We start from the raw sequence: 11,821 nt of genomic DNA, 5'->3' as shown, positions 1-11,821 counted from the left end.
GGGGCGCGTCGTGCCCGGCTTCGGCCTGCCGGGCGCGCCAGCGGTGCCAGGCGGCTTCGGCGCCCGCGCCCATGGCGTAGTTGATGGTGCCGCCGATCGTGTTGCCGACTGTGGCGACCAGGATGGAGGGCCAGAACATGGTGGGTGCCATCTGCACGTAGGCGAAGACGGCGGGTTCCGACCCCATGGGCAGCAAGGTGGCCGACACCAGGCTGATGATGAAAATCGCGGGCAGGCCGACCGCGGGCAGCGCGAACAGGGCCAATAAAGTGTGGATCGAGGATTGCAGCCAGGCTTCCATGGTGAGCGAGAGTGTAGCCCGATGCCTCGGCGTGGGGGCATTTTTACGACTCGGTCACCGGAGTGGGCTGAGCGATGGCTGCGTTGGGCAGGGGTTCCCAGCGGAACCGGTTCTTGCCGGAATGCTTGGCGGCGTACATGGCGGCGTCGGCATGGGCCACCAGCGCGTCCGGATCCAGGCCGTGCCGGGGATGGACTGCCGCCCCGATGCTGGTCGAAATCCGGACCTGGATGCCCTCGGCCAGGTCGAAGGGCCGCGCGATTGTGTCCAGGATCGTGCGGGCGACGCGTTCACCGCCTTCAAGGCTGTCCAGGCCAGACAGGATGATGCCGAATTCATCGCCGCCGAAGCGGGATACGGTGTCTTCGGACTGGGCTCGGACGCAATGTTCCAGGCGACGGGCCACTTGTTGCAGCAGAATGTCGCCCATGGCGTGTCCGTAGCTGTCGTTGACTGCCTTGAAGCCGTCCAGGTCCAGGTACAGCACGATCGTCAGGCCGTTGCGGCGGGCTGCCGATTCCAGGGCGCGGACGCAGCGGTCCTGGAACATGACACGGTTGGGCAGGCCGGTCAGCGCGTCGTGCAAGGCGTCGTGCGACAGGCGGGTCTCCAGGTTCTTGCGGGCCGTGATGTCCTGTACGACGGCTACCAGGAAATCCGGCAGGCCGGACGGGTTGCGCACGACACTGAGGGCCTCGCAGACCCAGATGAGGTGGCCGTCGCGGCGCCGGTAGGGTTTTTCGACCTCGGGCGGTGGGCCCAGGTAATGCGCCGTCAGCCGGGCTTGCAGGAAAGCGCGGGCGTCGTCCCGGTCGGCCGGATCCGTCAGGTCGAACAGGGTGCGTGCCAGCAGTTCGGGCTGGGCGTAGCCCAGCATCCGGCAGTATTTTTCGTTGACCTCCAGGAAGCGACCGTCAGGCGCGATGCGGGCAATGCCCATGGCCGCCTGGTGGAAGGTGGCGCGGAACAGGGCCTCGTTGGCTTCCAGTGCCTCGGTGGTCGCGCGCTGGCGCAGCGACAGATAGAGGAACAGGGCCGCAAACCCGAGCAGGGCGATCGTCGCACTGGCCGCGATGAACAGGTAGATCGTGCGGCGTCGCTGGACGGGGAGCTGGATGCTGGCATAGTCCGAGCCGACGGTGATCATCAGCGGGTAGCTGCTCATCGTGCGGTAGCTGATGATGCGGGCCACGCCGTCGATGGAGTCGCCGTCGTCGACGAACGAACCCTCGGGCTGGGTGATCTGGCGCAGATTCCAGGCATGTTTGCCCTGGTCCAGGCCGTAGGTGGGGCGGGTGCCGATCAGGCGGCTGCGCAGGATACCGTCCAGCCCGGCGATTTCCAGCATGTCATCGGGGCCCAGGTGAATGCCGCCAGGCAGCGCAGCGAGATTGGCGGGGTCCACCGACAGGACAACCACGCCGCCGAAGTCGCCGTTCGGCTTCTGGATGCGCAGGGACATGGGAAGGCGCCATTGGGCCGAGATCCGGCCCAGCACGGGGCGGTCCAGGTAGAGCGTGTCGTCCAGAGCGTCGCGCTGCCGCGTGAAGAAATCGCGGTCGGCGTAGTGGACGGAGCTGGCGCCTTGCGTGGTGGTGACGATGGCGCCGGTTTCATCGACGACGCTGAGAATGGTAAAGGTCTCGTCCCGGATGATCCGCTGTTTGGCCCAGTGCGTCAGGTCCAGGCGGGCTCCGTCGCGCAGGTATTCCTGGCGGGTAAAGGCAGCGATCTGTTCGGCTTCTTTCAGTGTGCGGGTCACCTGCTGCTCGAAGGCAATGGCCAGGTTGGCGTTGGAGCGCATGGCGGCGGCCACGGCCTGGGCGCGCTCGAAGGTGCTGCGCTGCAGTGTGGTGAGCCAGATCAAGACGATCGCGACGGCGCAGACCAGCAGGATCAGCATCTGCAGGGCCGACAGGCCGCGACCGGACACGCGCAGTCCGACCCTGTCGGATCTTGGGGGCGCGTAAGGGCTGCCCGGTGCGGCGGACAGTGTCATCGAAAGAGGCTCCCGTCTGTGTCCGGCGCCTTGCGCGCCTGCCATCCGCCGTGTGTCAGTGTGTGTCAGTGACAGCACTGTACGGCCCGCAAGCGTGTTTGTCGAGTCCTCTGCCCTCTGTCAGGAAGGTAGGCCAGCGGAGGGGCCGGAGCGGTGTGCCGTGGATCGGAATGAGCAGCGCTGTGATATTCTTTTCGATTCCCTCCCCCCCGCCATCCACCGCCCTTTGCGCCATGTCCGTCGATTATCTGAAACGCATTCTGACGTCCAAAGTCTATGACGTCGCACACGAGACCGCTCTGGACCCGGCGCCCCGAATTTCCAAGCGGATCGGCAACACCGTGCTGCTCAAGCGCGAGGACACCCAGCCCGTGTTCAGTTTCAAGCTGCGCGGGGCCTACAACAAGATGGCGCACCTGAGCGAGGACGAATTGCGGCGCGGCGTCATCGCCGCGTCGGCCGGCAATCATGCCCAGGGGGTCGCGCTGTCGGCCAGCCGCCTGAAATGCCGCGCGGTGATCGTCATGCCGGTGACCACGCCCCTGGTCAAGATCGACGCCGTGCGTGCCCTGGGCGGTGAGGTCGTGCTGTTTGGCGACAGTTTCACCGATGCCGCCGAGCACGCCGCCGAACTGCAGGCGCGCGACGGTCTGACCTTCGTGCACCCCTTTGACGATCCCGATGTGATCGCGGGCCAGGGCACCGTGGGCATGGAGATCCTGCGCCAGCATCCCGGGCCCATCGACGCGGTCTTCGTCGCCATCGGCGGCGGCGGCCTGATTTCGGGGGTGGCAGCCTACATCAAGCAACTGCGCCCGGAGATCAAGATCATCGGCGTGCAGACCGAGGACTCCGACGCCATGGTGCGCAGCGTGCAGGCCGGCCGCCGGGTCCGGCTGGCCGATGTGGGGCTGTTCTCCGACGGCACGGCGGTCAAGCAGGTGGGCCAGGAAACCTTCCGCCTGGCGCGCGAATACGTCGATGACTACATCACCGTCGATACCGACGCCATCTGCGCGGGGATCAAGGATGTCTTCCAGGACACGCGCAGCGTGCTGGAGCCGGCCGGCGCCCTGGCGCTGGCCGGGGCCAAGCGTTACGCCGCCCAGCACAAATGGAAGGGCAAGACCCTGGTGGTCATCACCTGCGGCGCCAACATGAATTTCGACCGTCTGCGCTTCGTGGCCGAACGCGCGGACGTCGGCGAGGCGCGCGAAGCCCTGTTCGCCATCACGCTGCCGGAAAAACGCGGCAGTTTCCTGCGCCTGTGCGAGGCCGTGGGCCAGCGGGCCGTGACCGAATTCAACTACCGGATTTCCGACGCCGAGCAGGCGCACGTCTACGTGGGCCTGCAGATCCGCTCGGAGTCCGAAATCGAAAAGCTGGCGGCGCATTTCCGCAAGCTGGACTTCCCCACCCTGGACCTGACCGGCAACGAAATGGCCAAGACCCACCTGCGCTACATGGTGGGGGGGCGTTCTGGGCTGGCCGAAAACGAAGTCCTGTACCGCTTCGAGTTCCCCGAGCGCCCCGGCGCCCTGATGAAATTCCTGGGGGCCATGAATCCGGACTGGAACATCAGCCTGTTCCATTATCGCAACCAGGGTGACGACTACGGGCGCATCCTGGTCGGCATCCAGGTGCCGCCCGCCGACAAGAAGGCCTTCAAGGAATTCCTGGCCTCGCTGGGCTATCCGTACTGGAACGAAACCGAGAATCCGGCCTATCGCTTGTTCTTGTAGTCCGGCGGGCAGACGCGCGCCGGCGGAAACAGGATGCTGAAGACGCTGCCTTTGCCCGGGGTGCTCTGGATGTCCAGCACGGCGTTGTGGCGCAGGGCGACATGCTTGGAGATGGCCAGGCCCAGGCCGGTGCCGCCGGTGGCGCGCGAACGGCCCCGGTCGATCCGGAAGAAGCGCTCCGTCAGGCGGGGGACGTCGGCCGGATCGATGCCGATGCCGGTGTCCCGGACCCGGTAGGCCGCGCCGCCGTCCGGCGTCGGCTCCCACAGGACCGTGATGGTGCCGCCCGCCGGGGTGTAGCGCACCGCGTTGATCAGCAGATTGCCGACCGCCGAGGCCAGTTCGGTGTCCTGGCCGCGGACGCGCAGGGTTTCGTCCAGGCGCACGTCGAAGGTGTGCTGGCCGTTCGACAGCGCCTGGGCCTGAGCCAGGGCGGTGAGCGCCAGGGCCGAGATGAGGACGGGGCCGCCTTCCTGGTTGGGGGTCGATTCCAGCGAGGACAGCGTCAGCAGATCGGACACCAGGGCCTGCATGTGGCGGGCCTGCTGCGCCATCAGATCCAGGTAATGGTCGCGTTGTGCGTCGGTCAGGGCATCGCCCATGTCCTGCAGGGTTTCGACGAAGCCGGACAGCACGGTCAGCGGTGTACGCAGTTCGTGGGAGACGTTGGCGACGAAGTCCTTGCGGGTGTGTTCCAGCCGTTCGATCTGGGTGATGTCGCGCGTGACCATCAGGAACTGGCCGACGCCGTAGGGGGCCAGGTGCAGCGACAGGGTGCGGTCCCGCCCGCCGTGCCCCAGGTGGAGCGTCAGGGGGCCGTCCCAGCGTTCCTGGTTGGCGTAGTGGGCGAATTCCGGCGCGCGCACGATGTTGAGGATGCTGTAGCCGCGGTCTCGTTCCAGGTCCAGCCCCAGATGATCGGCTGCTGCCTGGTTGCACCATTGCAGGGATTTGTCCGGCGCCAGCGTCAGGGCGCCGTCGGGCAGGGCCTCGGCGGCCAGCAGCGCGCGCTGGAAGCTGCGCGTGCGTTCCTGCAGGTCCAGGCGATTCTGCTTCAGTTTGCGGTAGATGGGCGCCAGCACCTCGTCCCAGGGGCCGACCGAGGGCGGCGGCGGTTCGTCGATGGTGCGTACCCAGCGGGAGATGCGCGACAACTGCAGGCCGCTGACGAGGACCATCAGCAGCAGGCCCAGGGCGAATACGGCCCAGCCGATGGCGGCGCCCAGCCAGGTCCCCAGCAGCCAGCCGCCCAGTGCCCAGAGCGCGATGGAAACGAGGGTTTTGCTCATGACGGGTGTGTGGTGCTGAAACGGTAGCCCGTGCCGCGCAAGGTCTGGATGACGCCCTCCAGGCCGGCAGGCGTCAGGGCCTTGCGCAGGCGACGGATGTGGACGTCCACCGTGCGTTCCTCGACGAAGACGTGGTCGCCCCAGACCTGATCCAGCAACTGGCTGCGGCTGTATACGCGATCCGCGTGCGTCACGAGAAAGTGTAGCAGGCGGAATTCCGTCGGTCCCATGGGCAGCGGCTGGCCGTGGCCGGACACGCGCCGGGTGTCCGGCTCCAGCCGCAGCCCACCGGCCTCGATCGGATCGGGGGTGAGCTGGGGCGCGCGGCGGCGCAGCAGGGACTTGATGCGCGCCAGCAGTTCACGCGGGGAAAAAGGTTTGGTGATGTAGTCGTCGGCGCCGGCTTCCAGGCCGTCCACCTTGTCCTGTTCGGCGCTACGGGCCGTCAGCATGATCAGCGGGATTTCGCGGGTGCGGGCGTCACTGCGCAATTGCCGGGCCAGGCGGATGCCGGGTTGGTCGGGCAGCATCCAGTCCAGCAGGATCAGGTCGGGCAGGACCTGCTGGATCTGGTCCAGGGCCTGGCGCGCGTCCAGCGCGCTGCGCACCTCGTAGCCGGCGTGTTGCAGGTTGATGGTCAGCAGTTCCTGGATGGCGGGTTCGTCTTCGATGAGCAGGATGGTGGCGGGCATGAGGGCAGGTCTCGCAGGGCGGCGGATCCGATGCAGGCCCGCCGGTCCGGATGCAGGGATGCATTCCGGCACGCGGTCATCATACGGTCACATTGTTGCATTCATGTGACGCTGTCATATTGGCCTTTTTGCCGCCGGGCCGCCCCAAGGCAAAAAGCGCCCCCTCGGGGGGCAGCAAGCGGGCGCAGCCTGCGCGGCGTGGGGGCACTTTACTGGTACGATACGCGGATCATGAGCACACCCGCACCAGACGCCGGCCAGGGGCCGCAGACGCATTTCGGTTTCGAGACCGTCCAGGAAACGGACAAGGCCCGCCGCGTGGCCGAAGTCTTCCATTCGGTGGCCTCGCGCTATGACGTGATGAACGACCTGATGTCGGCCGGCTTGCATCGCATCTGGAAGGCCTTCACCATCGGCCGCGCCCAGGTGCGCCCGGGCATGCGGGTGCTGGACATCGCCGGGGGGACTGGCGATCTGGCGCGCGCCTTCGCCCGCCGCGCCGGCCCCGAGGGCGAGGTCTGGCTGACCGACATCAACGATTCCATGCTGCGCGTGGGTCGTGACCGCCTGCTGGATCGCGGCGTGGTCGCGCCGACGGCAGTCTGTGACGCCGAATGTCTGCCGTTTCCCGACCGGTATTTCGATCGGGTATCGGTGGCTTTCGGCCTGCGCAACATGACCCACAAGGACCGCGCCCTGGCGGAAATGCGCCGCGTGCTGAAGCCAGGCGGCAAGCTGCTGGTGCTGGAATTTTCCCGCGTGACACCGGCCCTGGCGCCCGCATACGACTGGTATTCCTTCAACATCCTGCCCAAAATGGGCCAGTTGGTCGCGGGCGACGAGGCCAGCTACCGTTATCTGGCCGAATCCATCCGCATGCACCCGGACCAGGAGACCCTGGCCGGCATGATGCGCGAGATCGGCCTGGACCGGGTGCAGTACTTCAATCTGACGGCCGGCGTGGTCGCTCTGCACGAGGGTGTCCGGCTCGCTTGAACTGAAGTTGTTTCAGCGCCCGAAACAGCCAGGCCGCCTATAGGCGGCCTGTGTGCATTCCGCTGTGTAAAAAAGGATGTTTCCGCCCAGCGGATCAACGGATTCTGTGGTAATTTACATCCTTATTCAGCTTTATGTCAGGTTGCCGGGATATGCATCGGCCCTGTCATTCCAGGAGACTCCATGAATCTTCGTCTGCCCCGCTGGGCTGCCGCTTCCGTGCTGCTGATGGCGGCCTTGACCATGATGGCCGTGACCCAGGATGCGGAAGCCCGCCGCATGGGTGGCGGCAACTTTGGCCGCCAGTCCTCCAATATCACCTCGCAGCGCCAGGCCGTGACGCCGCCGGCCGCCCAGACCACCCAGCGCGCGGCCACGCCGGCTGCCGGTGCAGCGGCGGGCACTGCCGCCGCCGGCACTGCCGCCAAGTCGGGCATGTCCCGCTTTCTTGGCCCCCTCGCCGGTATCGCCGCCGGCCTGGGTATCGCCGCCCTGCTGTCCAGCATGGGGCTGTCGGGCGCGTTCCTGGAATTTCTCTCCAGCGCGCTGCTGATCGGCCTGGTGGTCTTTGCGGTCATGTTCCTGGTGCGCCGTCTGCGTGGGGCTCAGCGCCCGCTCGCCGGGGCCGCCGCAGGCGGTGCCGCGTCGGGCAACAGCTATCGCCAGTCCGCGCCTCAGGATGGGGGCTTCGATCTGTCCGGCAGCCGTCCGGCGCCCGCTCCGGCCTCGTCCGCCGCTCCGGTGATCGAATCCGCACCGTCCGTTCAGGCTCAGGACCCGTCCTGGTTCATCCCGGAAGGCTTCGACGTCCCGGCTTTCCTGGATCAGGCCAAGCAGCAGTTCACCCGCGTACAGTCCCTGTGGGACGCGGGCAATCGCGACAGCCTGCGTGAGTTCCTGTCCGACGATCTGCTGGCGGAAATCACGCCTCGTCTGCCCAGCCCCGAAGAAGGCAATCGCACCGACATCGTGCTGCTGAACGCCGAACTGCTGGGGATCGAGACCGTGGCCGGTGGCCACCTGGCCAGCGTGCGCTATTCCGGCATGCTGCGCGAATCGGCCGGAGCCGAAGCCTTCCACTTCGAGGAAGTCTGGAATCTGTACAAGGCCGACGGCGCCGGCTGGCTGCTGGCCGGCATTCAGCAGACCAACGCCCGCTGATCAGCTTCTGGATCGGCCTGAGAAGGCTGCCCGTCCCGTGTGCTGGGACGGGCAGCCTTCTGCCTTTGCAGCGCACAAAACCGGTAAACTGAGGCCTGCTCCCGGCCCGGGTGTGTCCGGGCGTCCGGCCTCGTCGTCCATGATCATGCCTCTGCCTTTTCCCTTGCCCTTTCCTGCTCCCGTCGATGTCCTGCTCCGGGGGCTGAATGCGTTACTGCGTCGCGAATCCTGGGCACGCGAACGGCTGGCGGCTCAGGCCGGCAAATCGCTGCGCCTGACGGCCGGCGAGCCCTGGACGCTGCAATGCGCGATCACTTCCGACGGCACGCTGCAGGCCTGCGACCGGGCCGTGGTGCCCGACGTGGTCCTGTCCATTCCGCCCGAACGCCGCCGCGATCTGCCCGGTGCCTGGCGCGACGAAGGCCTGGCCGGGGTGACAGGCCTGGCGCATATCCAGGGGGATGCCGGCCTGGCGCACCTGGTGTCCGATCTGGCGCGCGGCCTGCGCTGGGATGTCGAAGACGACCTGTCGCGCGTCGTGGGCGACGTGGCGGCTGTGCGCCTGACCCGGGGCGCGCGAGAACTGGCCGGCGGCCTGCGGCAGGCAGCATCGCGTGCGCAGGACAATCTGACTGAATATCTGGGCGAAGAATCCGGCCTGGGCGTCCGGGAGACCGACTTCCTGGCCTGGGCTTCGAACCGTCAGGCGTTCGAGTCCCGGCTGGATCGCCTCGACGCGCGCCTGCGGCGGCTGGAGGGCGGGGCATGATGACGTTCCTGCGTCTGGCCTACATCCTGTGGATCGGCTTGCGCTACCGACTCGATGAGCTGGTCCTGTCCGGCCTCCAGCATTCCTGGGCGCATGTGCTGCTGAAGATCGTCTGCCTGGGCCACCGGCCGCGCCGCCCGCGTGGCGAACGCCTGCGTCTGGCCCTGGAAACCCTCGGGCCGATCTATGTCAAGTTCGGTCAGGTGCTGTCCACGCGCCGCGACCTGGTGCCCCAGGACATCGCCGACGAGCTCGCCCGGCTGCAGGATCGCGTGCCGCCGTTTCCATCCGATCAGGCGGCCGACATCATCCGTGAGTCCCTGGGCGACGCGCCGCAGAATCTGTTTGCCCAGTTCGAGCGGGACCCCGTGGCCTCGGCGTCCATCGCCCAGGTGCATTTGGCCGTGCTGCACGATGGCCGCGAAGTTGCGGTCAAAGTCCTGCGCCCGGGGATGCGCGAGGCCATTGAGCGTGACCTGACGCTGCTGCGCGCGATCGCCGGGTTGGTCGAGCGGCTGGCACCCGACGGGCGGCGCCTGAAGCCGCGCGAAGTCGTGGCTGAATTCGACAAGTACCTGCACGACGAACTGGACCTGATCCGCGAGGCCGCGAACTGCAGCCAGTTGCGGCGCAATTTCGGTCCCGACACCGGCCGCGCCCATCTGCTGCGGGTGCCCGAAGTCGTCTGGGAATACTGCGCCAGCCAGGTCTTCACCATGGAACGCATGCGCGGCGTGCCGGTCAGCCAGGTCGACCGCCTGCGCGCGCTGGGTGTGGACATCCCGTTGCTGGCGCGTCAGGGGGTCGAGATCTTCTTCATGCAGGTGTTCACGGACGGCTTCTTTCACGCCGACATGCATCCGGGCAACATCTACGTGTCCGACGACCCCGACACCCTGGGGCGCTACATCGCCCTGGACTTCGGCATCGTCGGTTCTCTGTCCGAGTTCGACAAGAACTACCTGGCGCAGAACTTCCTGGCTTTCTTCCAGCGCGATTACCGCCGGGTCGCCCAACTGCACATCGAGTCCGGCTGGGTACCGCCCACCACCCGCGAAGAAGAACTCGAAGGCGCCGTGCGCGCCGTCTGCGAGCCCTATTTTGATCGGCCGCTGTCGGAAATCTCTCTGGGCCAGGTGCTGCTGCGCCTGTTCCAGACCTCGCGGCGCTTCAACGTCGAAATCCAGCCCCAACTGGTGTTGCTGCAGAAGACCCTGCTGAACGTCGAGGGCATGGGCCGCGAACTGGACCCGAATCTGGACCTGTGGCAGACCGCCAAACCTTTCCTGGAAAAATGGATGCATCAGCGCGTCGGCCTGCGTGGCCTGCGTCAGCGGCTGGACCAGGAAGCCAGCCAGTGGGCGCAGATCCTGCCGCAGATTCCGCGTCTGGTCTATACCCGCTTGAACCACCCCGATCCGGGGCCGGCGATGCGGGCCGAACTCGAACGCCTGCGGCGTGCCCAGGATCGCTCCAATCACCTGTTGTCCGTGCTGTGCGGCATTCTGGCGGTCGGGCTGGCCGTGGCCGTCTGGGCGCTGACGCGCGGGGGCAGCTTCTGATGACGGCGCCCGCCCGCTTCGAATCAAAAGTCCTCGATCGTGCGGCCTGCGAACAGGCTGTGCGTGAAGGGCGTTTCCCGCGTCCGCTGATCTTCACCAACGGCGTGTTCGACATCCTGCATCGCGGACACGTGACCTATCTGGATCAAGCCGCTCAATTGGGGGCTGCGCTGATCGTGGGAGTGAACACGGATGATTCCGTGCGCCGCCTGGGCAAGGGCGATGACCGGCCTCTGAATGCCCAGACCGACCGTGCCGCCCTGCTGGCTGCGCTGGCCTGTGTGGACGGGGTGGTGCTGTTTGCCGAGGACACGCCGCTGGAACTGATCCAGGCCCTGCGGCCCGACGTGATCGTCAAGGGCGGCGACTACGACATGGACACGCTGCCCGAAACCGCCGTGGTGCGCGGCTGGGGCGGGCGGGCCGTGGCGATTCCCTTCGAGCACCAGCGCTCGACCACGGCGTTGCTGCGCAAGATCCGGGCCTGAGCCGGGTCCGGAACGCACGAGCCCCGCATGCGCGGGGCTCGTCGTAGACAGGTGCCGCCCAGTCGGTGCGGCGCAATGCGTCAGAACTTGAAGCGCGACCGTGCCGTGCCGCGCAGGGGCTTCACGTAGGTGTCGAACAGGTACGCGGTATCGAAGTTCGCAGCGCTGGTGCGTGTGATGCGGCACACCGTCATGATCGGGCTGTGACCGACGATGGCCACCATGCGGCCGCCCACGGCCAACTGGTATTTCAGCGCGTCGGGCACCGAGGGGACGGAGCCGGTGATCAGGATGGCATCGAATTCGGCCGTGCCCCAGCCGGCGTGCGCGTCGCCCGTTTCCAGCGTCACGTTGGCGATCTGGCTGCGTGCAAGGTTGGCCTGGGCGAAGGCCGACAGGCGGCTTTCGAGTTCGATGCTGGTGACCTGCTGGCACAAGCGCGACAGCAGGGCCGCCTGGTAGCCCGAGCCGGTGCCGATTTCCAGCACGCAGTCCGTGGGCTGGAGCAGCAGTTCTTCGGCCAGCTTGGCCTCGACCTTGGGGGACAGCATGGTCTCGCGGGTGTCGACGCCGTCGATCACCAGCGGCAGTTCCGTGTCCGCGAAGGCCAGGGCGCGCAATTGCGGCGGGACGAAGCGTTCTCGAGGCATGTCGAAGACGGCTTGCAGTACCCGCTCGTCCTGGACGTTCCAGGGGCGGATCTGCTGTTCGACCATGTTGAAGCGGGCACGATCAGCGTCGGCAATGTCGTTGACGTTCATGTCGCGTGAGATACCTGAGGTTGAGTCGAGTCCGATTATAGGCCAGAGCCTGTGCGGGGCA

Annotated in this window: 11 protein-coding genes; 6 read left to right on the top strand and 5 right to left on the bottom strand. The window is 66.9% G+C overall.

What is annotated here, in order from left to right; genetic code table 11:
* Positions 1 to 301, bottom strand: a 301-nt coding sequence (locus WA983_RS09640; RefSeq protein ID WP_424311961.1) for a YqaA family protein, incomplete at its 3' end; no start/stop codon positions are given.
* 43 nt (positions 302 to 344) lie between these two features.
* Positions 345 to 2,234 (bottom strand): diguanylate cyclase domain-containing protein, encoded by a 1,890-nt coding sequence (locus tag WA983_RS09635; RefSeq protein WP_424247119.1) that lies wholly within the window; start codon positions 2,232 to 2,234, stop codon positions 345 to 347.
* A gap of 299 nt (positions 2,235 to 2,533) precedes the next feature.
* Here WA983_RS09635 and ilvA point away from each other — a divergent pair, with 299 nt between their 5' ends.
* Positions 2,534 to 4,042 (top strand): threonine ammonia-lyase, biosynthetic, encoded by a 1,509-nt coding sequence (gene ilvA / locus WA983_RS09630; protein WP_424247121.1) that lies wholly within the window; start codon positions 2,534 to 2,536, stop codon positions 4,040 to 4,042.
* On the opposite strand, the gene phoR is transcribed toward ilvA, so the two are convergent.
* Both phoR and phoB read right to left on the bottom strand, forming a co-directional pair.
* A complete protein-coding gene (phoR, locus tag WA983_RS09625) occupies positions 4,024 to 5,331 on the bottom strand; it encodes a phosphate regulon sensor histidine kinase PhoR (protein WP_424311960.1) in 1,308 nt (435 codons plus the stop codon). The genes ilvA and phoR overlap by 19 nt on opposite strands.
* Positions 5,328 to 6,023, bottom strand: a complete 696-nt coding sequence (gene phoB, locus WA983_RS09620) for a phosphate regulon transcriptional regulator PhoB (protein ID WP_424247125.1) — start codon at positions 6,021 to 6,023, stop codon at positions 5,328 to 5,330. The genes phoR and phoB overlap by 4 nt, the downstream gene beginning before the upstream one ends.
* Positions 6,024 to 6,254: 231 nt before the next feature.
* Here phoB and ubiE point away from each other — a divergent pair, with 231 nt between their 5' ends.
* The 5 genes from ubiE (at position 6,255) to rfaE2 (ending at position 10,999) form a co-directional block, all read left to right on the top strand.
* Positions 6,255 to 7,019 (top strand): bifunctional demethylmenaquinone methyltransferase/2-methoxy-6-polyprenyl-1,4-benzoquinol methylase UbiE, encoded by a 765-nt coding sequence (gene ubiE / locus WA983_RS09615; RefSeq protein ID WP_424247127.1) that lies wholly within the window; start codon positions 6,255 to 6,257, stop codon positions 7,017 to 7,019.
* A 183-nt stretch (positions 7,020 to 7,202) separates the two neighbouring features.
* Complete coding sequence (locus WA983_RS09610) at positions 7,203 to 8,180, top strand: Tim44 domain-containing protein (RefSeq protein WP_424247129.1); 978 nt, start codon at positions 7,203 to 7,205, stop codon at positions 8,178 to 8,180.
* A 139-nt stretch (positions 8,181 to 8,319) separates the two neighbouring features.
* Positions 8,320 to 8,949 (top strand): ubiquinone biosynthesis accessory factor UbiJ, encoded by a 630-nt coding sequence (locus WA983_RS09605; RefSeq protein ID WP_424311959.1) that lies wholly within the window; start codon positions 8,320 to 8,322, stop codon positions 8,947 to 8,949.
* Entirely contained in the window at positions 8,946 to 10,511 is a 1,566-nt protein-coding gene (gene ubiB, locus WA983_RS09600) for a ubiquinone biosynthesis regulatory protein kinase UbiB (protein ID WP_424311958.1), read from the top strand. Before WA983_RS09605 ends, ubiB begins: the two co-directional genes overlap by 4 nt.
* Entirely contained in the window at positions 10,511 to 10,999 is a 489-nt protein-coding gene (rfaE2, locus tag WA983_RS09595) for a D-glycero-beta-D-manno-heptose 1-phosphate adenylyltransferase (protein WP_424311957.1), read from the top strand. The genes ubiB and rfaE2 overlap by 1 nt, the downstream gene beginning before the upstream one ends.
* 80 nt (positions 11,000 to 11,079) lie before the next feature.
* On the opposite strand, the gene WA983_RS09590 is transcribed toward rfaE2, so the two are convergent.
* On the bottom strand, positions 11,080 to 11,760 hold the full coding sequence (locus WA983_RS09590; protein ID WP_424250670.1) for a protein-L-isoaspartate O-methyltransferase family protein: 681 nt from the start codon (positions 11,758 to 11,760) through the stop codon (positions 11,080 to 11,082).
* Positions 11,761 to 11,821: the final 61 nt, after the last annotated feature.

The sequence above is a fragment of the Castellaniella sp. genome (genome assembly GCF_049650445.1).
GTDB lineage: Bacteria > Pseudomonadota > Gammaproteobacteria > Burkholderiales > Burkholderiaceae_B > Castellaniella.
The sequence above is the reverse complement of the archived record's forward strand: the minus strand, read 5'-3'. Positions and strand labels throughout refer to the sequence as shown.

Excerpts from the sequence above, each read along its gene's own strand:
- ilvA (WP_424247121.1), top strand. The coding sequence starts at position 2,534 with ATGTCCGTCGATTATCTGAAACGCATTCTGACGTCCAAAGTCTATGAC.
- phoR (WP_424311960.1), bottom strand. The coding sequence starts at position 5,331 with ATGAGCAAAACCCTCGTTTCCATCGCGCTCTGGGCACTGGGCGGCTGG.
- phoB (WP_424247125.1), bottom strand. The coding sequence starts at position 6,023 with ATGCCCGCCACCATCCTGCTCATCGAAGACGAACCCGCCATCCAGGAA.
- ubiE (WP_424247127.1), top strand. The coding sequence starts at position 6,255 with ATGAGCACACCCGCACCAGACGCCGGCCAGGGGCCGCAGACGCATTTC.
- WA983_RS09610 (WP_424247129.1), top strand. The coding sequence starts at position 7,203 with ATGAATCTTCGTCTGCCCCGCTGGGCTGCCGCTTCCGTGCTGCTGATG.
- WA983_RS09605 (WP_424311959.1), top strand. The coding sequence starts at position 8,320 with ATGATCATGCCTCTGCCTTTTCCCTTGCCCTTTCCTGCTCCCGTCGAT.
- ubiB (WP_424311958.1), top strand. The coding sequence starts at position 8,946 with ATGATGACGTTCCTGCGTCTGGCCTACATCCTGTGGATCGGCTTGCGC.
- rfaE2 (WP_424311957.1), top strand. The coding sequence starts at position 10,511 with ATGACGGCGCCCGCCCGCTTCGAATCAAAAGTCCTCGATCGTGCGGCC.
- WA983_RS09590 (WP_424250670.1), bottom strand. The coding sequence starts at position 11,760 with ATGAACGTCAACGACATTGCCGACGCTGATCGTGCCCGCTTCAACATG.